The organism is Stenotrophomonas sp. GD03930, assembly GCF_029839665.1.
Taxonomy (GTDB): domain Bacteria; phylum Pseudomonadota; class Gammaproteobacteria; order Xanthomonadales; family Xanthomonadaceae; genus Stenotrophomonas; species Stenotrophomonas forensis.
This window is the reverse complement of record NZ_JAOCAV010000001.1, coordinates 1,036,898-1,052,981: the sequence shown is the minus strand read 5'-3', so window position 1 is coordinate 1,052,981 and position 16,084 is coordinate 1,036,898. Positions and strand designations below refer to the sequence as shown.

The following is a 16,084-nucleotide window of genomic DNA, read 5'->3' as shown; positions in this document are numbered from 1 at the left end:
ACGTTGTGACCATCGAGGACGACAACAACTGGGCAGTTGAAGCTGCGGCAGGTAATGCTGAGGCCTTCGCTCGCCTGGTCCGCCGTCACTCGCCAGCAATCAAGCAGATGGTTCGAGGCATGGGCCTGCCCGAAACCGACGTCGATGATGTCGTGCAGGAGACATTCGTTGCCGCTTGGCGAGGCCTGTCAGAGTACGATCCGACGCGCTCGGTACTTCCCTGGCTGATGCGTATTGGAATCAACAAGGTTCGTGATACGCAACGGTTTCGACGCGTCCGCCATTTCCTGTTCCGGGCCAAGCCTTTGGATGACGAGGAAGGACGCGCCCTGCATTCCGAGCAGGCCGGGCCAGAGCAGGTTGCCGGCTCTCAGCTTGAGCTCGCAGAAGTAAGAAGGGTTCTCAACACGATCGACCCGAGCCTGCGTGAAGCCCTGGTTCTGACTGCCTTCGTCGGCCTTTCCCAGGTTGAAGCAGCTTCCGCCCTGGGTATCAGTCTCAAAACAATAGAGGGTCGCGTACTGAGAGCACGGGCCAAGCTGACAGATGCACTGAGCCGCGGGAAATAAATTTTCGCCGGATTCGAGGGGAAGGCCGCGCAGGCCGCGTAGTGCAGAAAGACGGCCGAGATTGCGGCCCCACTGCACCGGATCCTCATGAAACCATCATTGCTTGCCCTGACGGTGATGCTGGCCCTGACCAGTATCTCTGCGGCCTATGCCTCGGACGCCCCGAACTTCAGCGCGTTGCTCGAGCAGAGCAGGGCCCAATCCCCCTTCCTTCAGGAAAAGGGGTTCGACACAGCTGCCGCTGCGGGCGAAGCCCGCCAAGCGCGAGCGCTACGTAACCCCACCATTGATGCCCTCGCAGAGAATCTCAACGCTCCCCCCAGCAATGGCGCGAGCCAGCGGCAGACGACCTACACCATCAGCCAGCCACTCGAGATCTTTGGCCAACGTGGGGCTCGAATCCAGGCGGGAGAGAAAGGGCTGCAGGCGGCCGAAGCTCGCCAGCACCAGGCACAAGTCGAATTCGCCGCAGCCTTGGCTGTTGCCTACGCGTCTTCCGAGGCTGGGCTGATACGGCGAAACATTGCTGCCGAAGATGTTGATCGCGCCAGAGGCGACCTGAAGGCAGCTCAGGCGCTGGTTGACGCAGGAAAGGAGGCCAGCCTGCGCGTAGCACAAGCCCAGGCCGGCTTGAGCTCAGCAGAAGCGATTGCCGCCTCAAGAGAGGCAGAGGCGGCTGCAGCTCTCGAGCAACTGTCAGTACTGGCGGGAAGAGCTGAACCCTACTCAGGCACGTCCGAGTCACTCCTGGTGCGCGAGTGGGTTGCGCCCGCAATTGCGAACGTCGATTCGGCATCTGTCCTGTCTGCGAAGGCAGACGTCGATGCGAGCGATGCGGTTCTGCGCACTGAACGCTTCAAGCGGGCACCGGACCTTAACCTCACCGCAGGCCGTCGCAACTTCGCCGCCGGTGGGGACGCATTGGTCGTCGGCGTGTCTCTGAGCATCCCATTGTTTGACCGGAACAGCGGCGGGATCAGCGCGGCTCGAGCACGGAGCGACGCCGCCCGTGCTCGATTGGATGCAGCACGCCTCCAGAGCCAGGCGGACCGTGCGACTGCGCTTGCGCGTGTTGACGCCGCCAAGCGAGGACTGATCGCTGCCTCCAAGGGAGAGGAAGCAGCCACGGAAGCCTACCGAATGGCGCGCTTGGGATACGAGGCCGGTAGAACCCCACTGGTTGAGCTGCTGCTTAGCCGTCGCACGCTGACGGACGCGAGGCTGAGCGTGGTGGATGCACGACTCGCACGCGTTGCCGCCTACGCATCGCTCGCCGTGGCCAGCGGTCAGATTGCCTTTGGAGACATGTAGATGAAGAGAAGTATTCCGGCTGTTAACACCCTGACGATGATCGGCGTGGCTACCTTGGCGCTTGGCGCGGGATTTGGCATTGCACGCTTATCCGCCCCTTCAGAGACGGTGGTCGACCCCGCGAAAGACGAAGCCAGCGCCAGTGCGCCGGCGGAGGCGGAGGCAGCTCAGGAAGTCGCGATTCCCAAGGAGTATCTTGCCGCTGCCGGGATCTCGGTGGAGCCCGTCACTTCCGCTCAGGTAGCGGCGAATATCACCGCATCGGGTTCGGTCGTGGCAATCCCCGGTGGTGAGGCCGTCGTGGTGGCACGTGCGGCCGGTAACGTCACCGATGTCATCCGGCAGGTGGGCGACAAGGTGAAGAAGGGCGAAGTGCTGGCACGCGTAGCCAGCCCTGATGGGGCCCGTATTGCGGCTGACCTTCGTGTGGCCAGCGCCAGCCTCTCCCTCGCCGAAAAGAACGTCAAGCGCGATGAGTCGTTGCTCGCACAGGGCGTGCTGGCACGACAAGAGGCTGAGGCGAGTCGCGCCGCCTATCTCACAGCGCAAGCAGAAGCACAACGCGCTGCCCTGGTGGCACGCACCGCCAATGTGGATGGAGGAGGTAGCGTCAACGTCATCAGCCCTATCGATGGAACCATCAGCAGCTCGCAAGTGACTCTGGGCGCTTTCGTCGAGCCGCAGGCCTCCCTTTATAGGGTCACAGGTTCCAATGGCGTGGAGATTCAGGCCTCCGTTCGTGCGGGTGACACCGGTCGGATCAAGGCCGGCGACAGCGTGTCCATTACCCGCTCCGACGGAAGCGTCACCTCAGGAAAGGTCCGTTCAGTTGCTGCCGCCGTAGGTGGGCTGACAAGGGCTGCCACAGTCGTAATCACCCCGAGCGCAGAGGCGAACGGATTGGTTGTGGGTGACGGTGTGCAGGTCCGGCTGGTCACCGCTTCCGGATCGGGTGAGGGGCTGTCTGTCTCGGAAGAGGCGGTCCAGAACATCGACGGAAAAGACGTCCTCTTCGTCAGAACCAGTAAGGGGTTCACTGCACAGCCGGTCTTCATTGGCCTCCGTAGCGGTGGTATGGCGCAGATCCTTTCTGGCGTCACTGCGGGAACCCCGGTTGCTACCCGTAATGCGTTTCTGGTGAAAGCCGAGATGAAAAAGTCGGGCGGAGACGAGTAATGATCGAGCAAGTACTCACGGGTGCCGTACGGCACCGCTGGCTGGTTCTGTTGATCACACTGGTGATTGCGGTGATCGGCGGGTGGCAACTGAACCTGCTACCGATCGACGTGACTCCGGATATCACGAACAAGCAGGTCCAGATCAACACCGTCATCCCGACGCTGAGTCCAGTGGAGGTCGAGAAGCGCGTTACCTACCCGATCGAGACCGCGATGGCAGGACTTCGGGGCGTCGCGAACACCCGGTCGTTCTCGCGCAACGGCTTCAGCCAGGTCACGGTGATCTTCGATGAGAGCGCAGACCTCTACTTCATGCGCCAACAGGTCACCGAGCGTCTGACTCAGGCTCGGCCCCAGTTGCCGGAGGGTGCCGAACCACTGATGGGCCCGGTTTCGACCGGGTTGGGCGAAGTATTCCACTACAGCGTTGAATTCACCCACCCAGATGGCAAAGATGCCCCGCGAAATGATGGTAAGCCTGGCTGGCAAAGCGACGGTTCGTTCCTGACTGATCAAGGGGAACGGCTGACGGACAACATGGCACGTCTGGCCTACTTGCGCACAGTCCAGGACTGGATTGTGCGGCCTCAGCTGCGCACGACGCCAGGCGTAGCAGACGTCGACAGCCTCGGCGGCTACGTCAAGGAGTATGTCGTTGAGCCCAATGCGAGCAAGCTCGCGGAGTACGGGTTCTCCTATACCGACCTGGCCGACGCGTTGCAGGATGCCAATCTGTCGGTCGGAGCAGACTACATCCAGAGGTCGGGCGAGTCCTATCTGGTGCGCGCAGACGCCCGCATCCGCTCCGTGGACGAGATTGCCCGTGCCGTTGTGGGCAATCGCAACGGAGTTCCCGTAACGGTGGGTGACGTCGCACGTGTGGTCGTTGACGGTGAGCTCCGCCGCGGTGCTGCCAGCCGCAATGGATACGAGACTGTCGTCGGCAGTGCACTCATGCTGGTTGGCGCCAACAGCCGAACTGTGGCGGCGGCGGTGGGTGACAAGCTGCAGGAGATCGGCAAGACCATGCCGCCGGGCGTGACGATTGTTCCCACCTTGGACCGATCCCAGCTGGTTGTCGCAACGATCAAGACCGTCGCCAAGAACCTGGCCGAAGGCGCTCTTCTAGTCGTGGTCATCCTGTGTGCATTGCTCGGAAACTGGCGAGCTGCTGTCATTGCTGCATTGGTGATTCCGTTGTCCCTGCTGATCACCGCGATCGGCATGAACAAGCTCGGGATCTCTGGCAACCTGATGAGCCTGGGTGCGCTCGACTTTGGCCTGATCATCGACGGCGCGGTCATCATCGTCGAGAACGCACTGCGCCGCCTGGCAGAGCGACAGCATGCACTTGGGCGCCCGCTCAATCTATCGGAGCGCCTGCATGAAACGATCGCCTCGTCCAAGGAGATGGTCCGCCCGACCGTATATGGGCAGGCGGTCATCTTCCTGGTCTTCGTGCCCTGCCTGACCTTCCAGGGCGTCGAGGGGAAGATGTTCTCTCCGATGGTCATTACCCTGATGCTGGCGCTGGCCTCTGCATTCGTGCTCTCCCTCACTTTCGTTCCGGCGATGGTGGCGGTCATGCTCAAGGGCCACATTTCCGAGAAGGAAGTACGGGTAGTAGCTGCTACCAAGAGCCGCTATCAGCCGATGCTTCGCAGCGCAATCCGCCAACCCATGCCCTACCTGGCCGGTGGTCTTGGCGTCCTGGTGGCCGGCGTTGTGGCCTTTGGCTTTGTGGGTCGGGAGTTCATGCCCACATTGGATGAGCAGAATCTCAACCTGTCCTCCGTTCGCATCCCGTCCACATCGATCGAGCAGTCCGTCGCCATCGACCTTCCTCTTGAGAAGGCACTGATGACGTTGCCGGAGGTACAGACGGTGTACTCCAAGGCCGGTACCGCAAGCCTGGCCGCAGATCCCATGCCGCCCAATGCGTCCGACAACTACGTGATCCTCAAGCCCAAGGACCAATGGCCGGATGGAGTGAAGACCAAAGAGCAGGTGATCGAGAGGATTCGAGAAAAGACAGCCTTTCTTGTTGGTAACAACTATGACGCCACCCAGCCCATCGAGATGCGCTTCAATGAGCTGATCGGCGGCGTTCGTAGCGACGTTGCAGTCAAGATCTATGGCGAAGACCTGACGGCGCTTGCCGGCAGCGCTGACAAGATTGCGGCCGTCCTCAAGAAGATTCCGGGCGCATCGGATGTCCGTGTGGCGCAGACGGGAGGCTTCCCGACCTTTGACATGGCGTTCGACCGGGCCGCGATCGCCCGTTACGGACTCACCGTCAAGGAAGTGGCCGACACAGTGTCTGCTGCTCTGGCAGGTCGCATGGCGGGCCAGATCTTCGAAGGTGATCGGCGCTTCGACGTGGTGGTTCGTCTGCCCCGTGTGGACCGCAGCGATCTCGATGTACTAGGAGCCGTTCCGGTTATGCTGCCGCCAGGCAGTCAGGAAGGCCGTCAGTCTGTTCCGCTTCGTGAATTGGTCAGTTTCCGCTTCACACAGGGTCTGAACGAAGTGAGCCGCGACAATGGCAAACGTCGAATCTATGTGGAAGCGAATGTGGTCGGGCGTGACCTGGGTAGCTTCGTTGACGACGCCAAGGCGGCTATTGCCCAGCAGGTGCAGTTGCCCACGGGTTCCTGGATCGAATGGGGCGGGCAGTTCCAGAATCTGCAGGCAGCAACGAAGCGACTGGCGATTATTGTGCCTCTCTGCTTCATTCTCATTGCAGCCGTCCTCTACATGGCGATTGGCAACGGTTTGCTGACAGGTACGGTACTGACTGCGGTGCCACTTGCTCTGGCCGGTGGATTCTTCGCATTGGCGTTGAGAGGAATCCCCTTCTCGATCTCAGCTGCTGTGGGCTTCATCGCGGTATCTGGTGTCGCGGTGCTCAACGGCCTGGTTCTGATCTCCGCGATCAAGAAACGCCTGCACGAGGGGCTTCCGCCAGATGAGGCGGTCGAACTGGGTGCAATGGAGCGCGTTAGACCGGTTCTTATGACCGCGCTGGTTGCCTCCCTGGGCTTCGTCCCGATGGCGATTGCAACAGGTACGGGCGCCGAAGTGCAGAAGCCACTGGCTACAGTGGTTATCGGGGGTCTTGCCACGGCAACCGTACTGACGCTGTTCGTGCTGCCTGCGCTGTGCGGGCTGGTACTCCGAAGAACTGCGCGCAGGAAGGCCGCGGGCATTGAAGACCCCTTGCCGGTACCCGAAGTCGATTGAGCGCAAGCCCCTTCCACGGCTTCACGTCCTGCCCTGCGGATCGGATTACGATCCGCAGGGCAGCGGCGCTTTCCACTGTTCCATCTAGAGGTGAGCCATGATCGAGGTCCTACGCTTTCCAACATTCAGGAACCTGTTCGCTGCGCAGGTTATCGCGCTGATCGGCACGGGCTTGGCTACCGTGGCGCTCTCTCTTTTGGCCTATGACTTGGCGGGGGCTGAGGCGGGCGCTGTGCTAGGTACGGCTCTGGCAATCAAGATGATTGTCTACGTGCTGTTGGCCCCTCTGTCCGGAGCGATCGTCCCGGCAAATCTACGCAAACCGGTGCTTATTGCCCTCGACCTGGTGCGGGCGGGCGCGGCGCTTTGTCTGCCGTTCGTCAACCAGATCTGGCAGGTGTACCTGCTCATTGCCTTGCTGCAGTCGGCCTCGGCGTGCTTCACCCCTCTGTTCCAGTCGACGATCCCGGAAATCCTGAAGGAGGAACGCGACTACACCCGAGCACTGTCCCTGTCGCGCCTGGCCTATGACCTGGAGAGCCTGCTGAGTCCCGCGTTGGCCGCTGCTCTGCTGACGCTGATCAGCTTCCACGGCCTGTTCGCTGGTACGTCCGTAGGCTTCGTGATATCCGCCATCTTGGTGTTCTCAACTGCATTCCCCTTCGTTGCTCCGTCCCTAAGAAAGGACGGTCCCTACGCCCGCGCGATTCGAGGAATGCGGATCTACCTGAAGACGCCCAGGCTGAAAGGGTTGCTTGCCCTTAATCTGTGTGCGGCCGCCGGCGGCGCCATGGTGTTCGTGAACACCGTCGTTGTGGTGCGCAACGTTCTCGGCGGAGCAGAGTCACAGGTGGCATGGGCGCTGGCAGCTTTCGGTGGCGGCTCGATGCTGACGGCGCTTGTCCTCCCCAAGGTTCTCGATCGGGTGGCTGACAGGCGCGTGATGCTCTCCTCAGCCCTTGCAATGTGCATCGTACTTGTGACCCTCGGGCTTACCTGGCTGCTCTCGCCCTCCTCCATAGGTTGGCCCATCGTGCTCGCCGGCTGGGCATTGTTGGGGATGAGCTATGCGGGGCTGGTGACTCCTGGCGGCAGACTGCTGCGGCGATCAGCGGAATCCACCGATCTGCCATTCCTGTTCGCAGCGCAGTTCTCTCTCTCCCACGTGTGTTGGCTGATTGCCTACCCTCTGGCGGGAGCCGTGGGTGCGAAGTTTGGAATGCCAGTGGCGATCATGGCACTGGCAGTAGTCGGCATCGCCGGATTCGTGTTCGCCTGGAGAATCTGGCCCGCCCATGACCCGGACGAGATCTCCCACGGTCACGACGATCTGGCTGCGGACCATCCCCACTGGGCGGAACACGCTTCTTCCAACGGCAAGCACTCACATCGGTATGTCATCGACGACGTGCACCCTCGTTGGCCTGGATGACGGAAACTTGAACAAGGGGCGCGAGAGGGCACTTTCACCGCTCGCGCCCGACGTTGTCATATCGACTTTGCCAGAACAAGCCTCTAGTCTTTGCCCGTGCGATCCCTTCGTCTACCAACCAGCGTGCTGTTGCGCAGCTGCATCTTCATGATGCTGGTGGCGAGTCTGTTCGTGCGACCCGTCCTGAATCATCTGGGTGAGCTGCACGGCTTGCAGCACATCGTGCAGGCTGCGGTGGAACATGGTCACCCCCATGTTGGGGTGAGTGATGCCGCAGACCGTGATCTTGAACACGCGGTTGGATTGCACAGCCTGTTGCACCAGGCCGATCTGACGGCTTCTGTAGGCATCTTGGCCAGCCTTGCTGGACCCGCTCGAGTTGATCTGAGCGATATCCATCCCTGGCACCAGCCAGCGGCAGAGCTTCAGCATCATCGCTCATCCCTGTTCAGGCCTCCTATCGCCTGAGACCCAGGCCTCGTGCTCGCACTGAGCAGAGGCTTGGCAGCGCCCGTCCAGTCAATCCTTACTGGACGTTCGTCGCTGCAAGAAATTATTCATTCGTTCCCCGCCCGGACCCCGCTTACACGCAGTGATCCGTGTGACGTGCCGTGCGCGCCCTCTGCGCACTCGTAGCACGTTGCGCCGGTTCCCAGTGTCGTAGCGGATAGCTTTGGCGGAGGTCCGCTGACCGCATTCGTAGATCCTCATCATGATCCCCAGTTCTGAATCCGGGGCGCTCTCGCGCGTCCTTCTCCAACCCCCACTACGGTCGCACTGGCCGCGAACTCTACTCGCACTGCTTTCCCTGTTCATGCTGCTACTCACAGCTGACGGGGCGTTGGCTCACGCGATCGCCGAAGGCGACAAGGGCTACATCCAGGAAATATCTGGAGTAAATCTGATCGCATTCGCCTATCTGGGCGCAAAACACATGGCCACCGGCTATGACCACATCCTGTTCCTCCTGGGCGTGGTGTTCTTCCTGTACCGGATGAAGCATGTCGCGCTGTATGTGACGCTGTTCGCGATCGGGCACTCCACAACGATGCTGCTGGGTGTGCTGTTCAACGTGGGCATCAACAGCTACCTGATCGACGCGATCATTGGTCTGTCTGTGGTCTACAAGGCCCTGGACAATCTGGGCGCCTACCAGCGTTGGTTCGGCTTCCAGCCAAACACAAAGGTTGCGACGTTGATCTTCGGCCTGTTCCACGGCTTTGGTCTGTCAACCAAGATCATCGAGTACGACATCTCACCCGATGGTCTGTTGCCCAACCTGCTCGCGTTCAACGTCGGCGTGGAGATCGGCCAGATCCTCTCGCTTGGCGCGATTCTGATCGCAATGGGCTACTGGCGCCGCACGCCCAGCTTCTTCAAGCACGCCTACACCGCCAATGCCGCCATGCTCTGCGCCGGATTCATTCTGATCGGCATGCAGCTCACTGGCTACTTCGTTTCCTGACTTTCAAGAGAACTACATCATGTACAACAGTAAGCCCGCCGAAGGCGACCTCCCCACCAGCCGCCAGTTGGGACGCACCACCGCAATTGCCGCCGGCATCGCCATTGTCCTCCTGGTTGGAGTGGTGATGCCATCTGAGTACGGAATCGATCCCACTGGTGTTGGTCGGGTACTGGGCTTGAAGGAAATGGGGGAGATCAAGGAACAGCTTGCCGAGGAAGCGGCAGCTGACGCTGCGATGGACGCAAAGGCCGCCGAAGACGAGGCAGCCGCCCTGCTGACGCAGGTGTCCACGCAGAACCGTAAGACCGTTGAAGTTGCTCAGAAGCCTGCCGCGAGCAATGCGGCCACCGCTGCTGAATGGCGGGACGAAGAACAGGTTGTCCTGGCGCCGGGCCAAGGCACCGAGATCAAGCTCGTCATGAAGGCGGGCGAGCGCGCCAGCTACCAGTGGTCTGTTGAAGGCGGCGTCGTGAACTTCGACGCCCACGGAGACGGCGGCGGTCGAGCGATCAGCTATGAGAAGGGTCGAGGGGAAGCCACCAAGCAGGGGGTGCTCCTGGCTGCCTTCGACGGCAACCACGGATGGTTCTGGCGCAACAGGGGCGAGGAGCCCGTAACGCTTCTGCTCCGCACCGGAGGGGAGTACGAGTTGATCAAGAAGATGTAAACCGCAGCGGTTAGCGGTGGCCGGGTGCGCTTAAGGCCCGGCCACCGCCCTATGTGCGGTATTTCCGATGGGCTGCGCCCAGTTTCGGCCCCCTCGACAACCCCAGCCAGCCCCGCTTAAGCTAACCTATATGCGTCTTTCCGCCCGCCACGGCCTTGCCCTCAGGATCAGCTTCTTTGCGCTGATGCTGTTGAGTGTCGTTGCGCGGCCGATGGTGATCCAGCTCAGCGAACTGCACGGATTGGAACATGACATCGCAGCAGCGGTGGATCATGGCCATTCACATGCCGGCGGTGCGGGCGACAATCTGGACCCGGATCACGCCACTGGCGCTCATGCGGTACTGCATCAGGCAGATGCGAGTTTCGCTGGAAGCCTGTTCACGCCCCACGTCTACCTGGCTTCACTACCGCTGGCCGGTGAAGTCCATGCTCTGCGACTTCTGAGGGTGCCTGCAGGGCACCCGGCGTCACCCTTCCGACCTCCGATCGTCTGACGACCCTAGCTGCGCTCTAGCAGCCTGAGCGCGCCTCCCGTGTAGCGGAAGGCGGCGCGTCGTTCTGACTTTCTTTCCGGAGGCTTCCGTGAAATTCCGTAGTGTGTGGGCGCTGGCTGTTGCCGGCGCCTGCGGTGTGGCCGTTCCTGGCTACGCCGCCGAAGTGCTGCGCCTGGAGGATGCGGTCGCCCGCGCTCTGGGCACTCACCCAAGCGTGCAGGCAGATGCCGCACAAATAGAGGCGACAAAGAACCGTGCGGCGCGAGAGGGCTTAGCAGCCCCGTTGGTGCTCGGCGGAGAACTGGAGAACGTGGCCGGTAGTGGCAGCGTGCGAGGTATGGACGCTGCCGAGGCAACGTTCCGGGTATCCAAGATTCTGGAACTGGGTGGCAAGCGGGCGGCCCGCCAAGCGCTTGGCGGCGCCGAGGTGGATGCAGCCCTGCGAGAGGCTGATGTGACCCGGGTGGCCATCGCCACACGCACCGCTGGTCGATTCATCGACGTGCTTGCGGCGCAGGAGCATGTCGAGCATGCGGAAGAGCGGATTCGTATGGCCCGCGCGCTTCAGCGAGAGGTGGCCCGCTGGGTCTCTGCGGCACGGAACCCGGATTCAGACCTGAGGGCCGCTGAAATTGCCCTGGCCGATGCAGAGCTCAAGCGTGATCAAGCAGTCCAGCGGTTGGAGGCCTCGCGCATGGCGCTTGCGTCTTCCTGGGGCTCTTTCACCGCTGACTTCGACACCGTCGCCGGCGATACAAACATCCTCCCTCCGCTGGATGACTACCAGACGCTGTCCGAACGCCTTCAGAACGCGCCACAGCAACGTGCCTTCGATGCCCAGTCCAGAGTTCTTGCCGCGCGCCGCGATGTCGCCGTTTCCAGCGCGAAGCCTGACGTGAGTGTTGGATTTGGACTTCGCCGTCTTGAAGCAACGAAGGACAGTGGCTTGGTCATGTCGATCTCGGTTCCCTTGGGAACCCGGCGTCGATCAGCCTACTTGGTATCCGAAGTCGACTACGAACTGAGTGCGCTCAAGTCACGCCGTGAAGCACAAATGTTGGAGCTCAACCAGGAGCTGTTCGGAGTCTATCAACAGCTGCGCCAAGCGCAGTTGGAGGTCACCTCCGTTCGTGAGCGGCAGCTCCCCAAGGCGGAGCAGGCGATGAATCAGAGCCGTCGTGGCTTCGAGGAGGGTCGATTCTCCTATCTCGCATTGAGCCAGGCGCAGAAGACGCTGTTCGACCTTCGTGAGCGCGAAGTCGAGTCCGCCGCACTCTATCTCCGATTGCTGGTCGAGGCAGATCGCCTCACCGCCTCCGCCCAGGATATCCGCCCATGAATCGTTACGCCCTTCTTATGTTGCTTCCGCTGGCACTGGCCGCCTGTGGCGGTGAAAAGCCGGTTGAGAAAGAAGCCGCAGAATCCGCCGCCGCGGCCGGCGACTACGAGCGCGGCCCCAACCGCGGTCGCATGCTCCGCGATGGTGATTTCGCACTTGAAGTCACCGTCTATGAAACCAACACGCCTCCTCAGTTCCGCCTCTACGCCTATCGAAATGACAAGCCGATCTCACCGAATGAGGTGAAGGCAACAATGCAGTTGAAGCGCCTCGACGGTGAGGTCAATGATTTCACTTTCACCGCCGAAAACGACTATCTCGTAGGGAACGGCGAGGTCGTGGAACCTCATTCTTTCGACGTGAAGGCAGACGCAGTGGTAGGAGGAAAGACACACACCTGGTCCTATCAGTCCTATGAAGGCCGTACCACCATCGAGCCAAGCGCTGCCAAGGATGCGGGTGTGGTGGTGGAAGAGGCTACCGCTGGCACTATCCGCGATACGGTCACGCTGATGGGAAACATCGCGGTCAACACTGGCCGCCAGGCCGCCGTCAAAGCACGATTCCCAGGTATTGTCCGCAGCGTGTCGGTCGAGATGGGCCAACGCGTTTCGGCAGGGCAGACGCTGGCGACGGTTGAAGGCAATGACAGCATGCGCACCTACGCGGTGATTGCTCCCTTCAGCGGCATCGTTCTTGCGCGCAACACCAGTGTTGGTGATGTGGCCGGCGACAACACACTGTTCGACGTTGCCGATCTGTCAGAGGTCTGGGTCGATCTACGAGCTCTGGGCACTGACGCCGAGCGTCTCGCTCCAGGTCAAGCAGTGCGGATCCGTTCCGCCACGGGTGCCTTGGAGACTGAAGGTAGGCTCCAAAGCCTGCTTCCGCTGGCAAGCAGCGGCCAAAGCGTGGTTGCGCGCGTGAGTATCCCCAATGGTGACGGCAAGTGGCGTCCAGGAATGGCTGTCTCGGCCGAGGTCATCATTGCCGAGACACCTGTTCCACTGGCCGTCAAAGAGTCAGGGCTCCAGCGATTTCGCGACTTTACCGTCGTATTTGCGCAGGTGGGCGATACCTATGAGGTGCGCATGCTTGAGCTTGGAAAGCGTGATGGCGAGTGGGCAGAGGTTCTTGGCGGACTGAAGCCCGGAACGCGGTACGTCGCCGAGCAGAGCTATCTGATCCGTGCAGACATCGAGAAGTCTGGCGCCAGCCACGACCACTAAGGATCCATCATGCTAGAGCGAATCATTCGCGCGTCCATCGCGCATAGATGGCTTGTGCTGCTTCTGGTCCTGGCGCTGTCAGGCTTGGGCATCTGGAACTACAGCAAGCTGCCAATCGACGCCGTCCCTGACATCACCAATGTCCAGGTCCAGATCAACACCGAAGCACCAGGCTACTCTCCACTGGAGGCAGAGCAGCGGGTAACGTTCCCCGTCGAGACAGCCTTGGCCGGCTTGGCCAAGCTGGAGTACACGCGGTCCATCTCGCGTTATGGTCTCTCCCAGGTCACCGTTGTATTCGAAGACGGTACCGACATCTACTTCGCGCGGCAGCAGGTGGCCGAGCGCTTGCAGCAAGCCGCATCCCAGCTCCCAACTGGGCTGAAGCCAACGCTGGGCCCGGTCGCCACCGGTCTCGGTGAGATCTTCATGTACACCGTGGAAGCCGAGAAGGGTGCTGAAGAGACCTGGACGCCGATGGCGCTTCGTACCCTCCAGGATTGGGTGGTACGCCCCCAGATGCGACATCTGAAAGGTGTGACAGAGGTCAACACCGTCGGTGGCTATGTGCGGCAGTTCCACATCACGCCTGACCCGCGCAAGCTTCAGGCGTACGAGCTGACCATGCAGGATGTGATGGAGGCCGTGGCGCGCAGCAATGCGAACGTGGGTGCCGGCTACATTGAAAAGAGTGGTGAACAGTACCTTGTACGCGTTCCTGGCCAAGTGGCGGACATGGACGGCCTGCGCAAGATCGTGGTCGCCAATCGCGAGGGGCTGCCGCTTCGCGTCGGTGACCTCGCAGACGTTCACGAGGGCACCGAACTTCGAACGGGGGCAGCGACCAAAGATGGCAAGGAAGTGGTACTTGGTACTGCATTCATGCTCATTGGTGAGAACAGCCGCGAAGTCGCTCAGCGAACCGCTGCCAAGCTGAAGGAGATCGACGAGACGCTTCCAGAAGGTGTCCGCGCGCATGCGGTCTATGACCGTACGGAGCTGGTCGACCGCACCATTGAAACCGTCAAGAAGAACCTGCTGGAAGGTGCCCTGCTGGTCATTGCGGTGCTGTTCCTTCTGCTCGGAAATCTTCGCGCCGCACTGATCACGGCCGCGGTCATTCCTTTGACCATGCTGCTGACCATCTCCGGCATGGTCCAGAACCGTGTCTCAGCAAATCTGATGAGCTTGGGTGCGCTGGACTTCGGTCTGATCGTCGACGGCGCGGTCATCATTGTTGAGAACTGTCTGCGCCGCTTCGGCGAGCGTCAGCACGCCCTGGGGCGTCTGTTGACCCGGGATGAGCGCTTTGCTTTGGCCGCCAGCGCCAGTGCCGAGGTGATCAAGCCCAGCTTGTTCGGCTTGTTCATCATTGCCGCCGTCTACATCCCGATCTTTGCGCTCTCCGGCGTGGAAGGAAAGATGTTCCACCCGATGGCCCTGACCGTCGTTATCGCGCTGACTGGTGCGATGGCATTGTCCCTCACGTTCGTTCCCGCTGCGGCTGCTCAGTTTGTCACGGGCAAGGTCTCGGAGAAGGAAACCAAGGCTATGCGGGGCGTGACCAAGCTGTATGGCCCGATGCTGGAACGGGCAGTCAGTGCTCGCAAACTGGTTGTGGGTGGTGCAGCCGTTCTCACCGTACTGGCGGGTCTTCTGGCCAGTCGCATGGGCACTGAGTTCATTCCGAATCTGGACGAAGGTGATATTGCGCTTCACGCGCTGCGCATTCCCGGCACTAGTCTGACGCAAGCCATCGGCATGCAGCGCCAGCTTGAAGCGACCATCAAGAAGTTCCCCGAGGTCGATGAGGTTGTCGCAAAGATCGGCACAGCAGAGGTAGCGACCGACCCCATGCCACCGTCGGTCGCAGACACCTTCATCATGCTCAAGGATCGCGACCAATGGCCTGATCCCCGCAAGCCAAAGGCGCAGCTCATTGCTGAGCTGGAGAAGGCTGTCCGAGCAATTCCCGGCAACAACTACGAGTTCACCCAGCCCGTGCAGATGCGCATGAACGAGCTGATTGCCGGTGTACGCGCCGAGGTGGCGGTGAAGTTGTACGGTGACGACCTGGATCAGCTGGCGCAGATCGGCAGCCAGATCGAGGACGCCGCAGGTTCCATCCCAGGCGCCGCAGACGTGAAGTTAGAGCAGATCAGTGGTCTGCCTCTTATGACCATCACGCCTGACCTGGATGCTTTGGCCCGCTATGGCGTTTCGATCGACGAGGTCCAGAAGACCATCTCTGTTGCGCTGGGCGGTGAGGCGGTCGGTCAGGTCTTTGAGGGTGATCGTCGCTTCGACATCGTCGTTCGTCTGCCCGAGAACCTGCGTCAGGACACCCGGACGCTCGCATCGCTACCGGTAGCCGTCGCCCTCGGGGCCAGTTCCGGCGAACAGAGAGCGTTCGTTCCGCTGGGGCAGCTGGCTAAAGTTGAAGTTGCGCCAGGCCCAAACCAGGTCAGTCGCGAGAACGGCAAGCGTCGCGTCGTCATCACCAGCAATGTACGTGGTCGCGACCTTGGTTCGTTCGTAGAGGAGCTGCGAGAGAAGGTTGGTCAGGAGGTGCAGTTGCCGGAAGGCTACTGGATTGAGTATGGCGGTACCTTCGAGCAGCTCATCTCTGCCAGCAAGCGGCTGTCCGTGGTCGTGCCGGTCGTCCTGGTGATGATCTTCGGCTTGCTCTTCATGGCGTTCGGCTCGGGCAAGGATGCTGCCATCGTGTTCAGCGGCGTTCCACTTGCGTTGACCGGTGGCGTGGTGGCTCTGTGGATGCGTGACATACCCCTGTCCATTTCTGCAGGCGTGGGGTTCATCGCGCTGTCGGGCGTCGCCGTGCTCAACGGCCTGGTCATGATCAGCTTCATCAAGAGCCTTAGGGAACAGGGCACTCCCCTGCACCAAGCGGTAACCGAAGGTGCACTGACCCGGCTGCGCCCCGTGCTGATGACGGCCCTGGTTGCCAGCCTGGGCTTCCTGCCAATGGCCCTAAACGTTGGGGCTGGCGCGGAAGTTCAGCGCCCGCTGGCGACGGTCGTTATCGGCGGAATCATCTCCTCCACGCTGCTGACCTTGCTGGTGTTGCCGGCGCTCTATCGCCTCATCCACCGCGAAGGGGATGAGCGGAAGGAGGACGCAGCGTGAACCCG

12 protein-coding genes are annotated in these 16,084 nt (G+C 61.2%); 11 read left to right on the top strand and 1 reads right to left on the bottom strand.

What is annotated here, in order from left to right; genetic code table 11:
• The first annotated feature begins 5 nt into the window (after positions 1 to 5).
• The 5 genes from N5C18_RS04875 (at position 6) to N5C18_RS04855 (ending at position 7,733) form a co-directional block, all read left to right on the top strand.
• Entirely contained in the window at positions 6 to 569 is a 564-nt protein-coding gene (locus tag N5C18_RS04875; protein ID WP_049429827.1) for a sigma-70 family RNA polymerase sigma factor, read from the top strand.
• Positions 570 to 656: 87 nt separating this feature from the next.
• Entirely contained in the window at positions 657 to 1,880 is a 1,224-nt protein-coding gene (locus tag N5C18_RS04870) for a TolC family protein (RefSeq protein WP_033836037.1), read from the top strand.
• Positions 1,881 to 3,056, top strand: a complete 1,176-nt coding sequence (locus tag N5C18_RS04865; RefSeq protein ID WP_014645517.1) for an efflux RND transporter periplasmic adaptor subunit — start codon at positions 1,881 to 1,883, stop codon at positions 3,054 to 3,056.
• On the top strand, positions 3,056 to 6,301 hold the full coding sequence (locus tag N5C18_RS04860; protein WP_014645518.1) for a CusA/CzcA family heavy metal efflux RND transporter: 3,246 nt from the start codon (positions 3,056 to 3,058) through the stop codon (positions 6,299 to 6,301). The genes N5C18_RS04865 and N5C18_RS04860 overlap by 1 nt, the downstream gene beginning before the upstream one ends.
• 97 nt (positions 6,302 to 6,398) lie before the next feature.
• Positions 6,399 to 7,733 (top strand): MFS transporter, encoded by a 1,335-nt coding sequence (locus tag N5C18_RS04855; RefSeq protein WP_033836038.1) that lies wholly within the window; start codon positions 6,399 to 6,401, stop codon positions 7,731 to 7,733.
• 111 nt (positions 7,734 to 7,844) lie between these two features.
• On the opposite strand, the gene N5C18_RS04850 is transcribed toward N5C18_RS04855, so the two are convergent.
• The gene (locus N5C18_RS04850) at positions 7,845 to 8,168 is read right to left on the bottom strand and encodes a hypothetical protein (RefSeq protein ID WP_008264507.1); all 324 of its coding nucleotides are present in this window, start codon (positions 8,166 to 8,168) and stop codon (positions 7,845 to 7,847) included.
• A 379-nt stretch (positions 8,169 to 8,547) separates the two neighbouring features.
• Between N5C18_RS04850 and N5C18_RS04845 the strand changes: the two genes are divergently transcribed.
• The 6 genes from N5C18_RS04845 (at position 8,548) to N5C18_RS04820 (ending at position 16,079) form a co-directional block, all read left to right on the top strand.
• Entirely contained in the window at positions 8,548 to 9,198 is a 651-nt protein-coding gene (locus tag N5C18_RS04845; protein ID WP_223224807.1) for a HupE/UreJ family protein, read from the top strand.
• Between the two features lie 19 nt (positions 9,199 to 9,217).
• Positions 9,218 to 9,868: a hypothetical protein gene (locus N5C18_RS04840; RefSeq protein WP_033835782.1), complete on the top strand. Its 651-nt coding sequence runs from the start codon at positions 9,218 to 9,220 to the stop codon at positions 9,866 to 9,868.
• Positions 9,869 to 9,998: 130 nt separating this feature from the next.
• The gene (locus N5C18_RS04835; protein ID WP_075075811.1) at positions 9,999 to 10,364 is read left to right on the top strand and encodes a hypothetical protein; all 366 of its coding nucleotides are present in this window, start codon (positions 9,999 to 10,001) and stop codon (positions 10,362 to 10,364) included.
• Positions 10,365 to 10,452: 88 nt separating this feature from the next.
• Entirely contained in the window at positions 10,453 to 11,703 is a 1,251-nt protein-coding gene (locus tag N5C18_RS04830; protein WP_014645521.1) for a TolC family protein, read from the top strand.
• Positions 11,700 to 12,932, top strand: coding sequence for an efflux RND transporter periplasmic adaptor subunit (locus N5C18_RS04825; protein ID WP_014645522.1), 1,233 nt, complete (start codon positions 11,700 to 11,702; stop codon positions 12,930 to 12,932). Before N5C18_RS04830 ends, N5C18_RS04825 begins: the two co-directional genes overlap by 4 nt.
• 9 nt (positions 12,933 to 12,941) lie before the next feature.
• Positions 12,942 to 16,079, top strand: coding sequence for a CusA/CzcA family heavy metal efflux RND transporter (locus tag N5C18_RS04820; RefSeq protein ID WP_033835096.1), 3,138 nt, complete (start codon positions 12,942 to 12,944; stop codon positions 16,077 to 16,079).
• Positions 16,080 to 16,084: the final 5 nt, after the last annotated feature.

Excerpts from the sequence above, each read along its gene's own strand:
- N5C18_RS04850 (WP_008264507.1), bottom strand. The coding sequence starts at position 8,168 with ATGATGCTGAAGCTCTGCCGCTGGCTGGTGCCAGGGATGGATATCGCT.
- N5C18_RS04820 (WP_033835096.1), top strand. The coding sequence starts at position 12,942 with ATGCTAGAGCGAATCATTCGCGCGTCCATCGCGCATAGATGGCTTGTG.
- N5C18_RS04865 (WP_014645517.1), top strand. The coding sequence starts at position 1,881 with ATGAAGAGAAGTATTCCGGCTGTTAACACCCTGACGATGATCGGCGTG.
- N5C18_RS04825 (WP_014645522.1), top strand. The coding sequence starts at position 11,700 with ATGAATCGTTACGCCCTTCTTATGTTGCTTCCGCTGGCACTGGCCGCC.
- N5C18_RS04835 (WP_075075811.1), top strand. The coding sequence starts at position 9,999 with ATGCGTCTTTCCGCCCGCCACGGCCTTGCCCTCAGGATCAGCTTCTTT.
- N5C18_RS04870 (WP_033836037.1), top strand. The coding sequence starts at position 657 with ATGAAACCATCATTGCTTGCCCTGACGGTGATGCTGGCCCTGACCAGT.
- N5C18_RS04855 (WP_033836038.1), top strand. The coding sequence starts at position 6,399 with ATGATCGAGGTCCTACGCTTTCCAACATTCAGGAACCTGTTCGCTGCG.
- N5C18_RS04860 (WP_014645518.1), top strand. The coding sequence starts at position 3,056 with ATGATCGAGCAAGTACTCACGGGTGCCGTACGGCACCGCTGGCTGGTT.
- N5C18_RS04845 (WP_223224807.1), top strand. The coding sequence starts at position 8,548 with ATGCTGCTACTCACAGCTGACGGGGCGTTGGCTCACGCGATCGCCGAA.
- N5C18_RS04840 (WP_033835782.1), top strand. The coding sequence starts at position 9,218 with ATGTACAACAGTAAGCCCGCCGAAGGCGACCTCCCCACCAGCCGCCAG.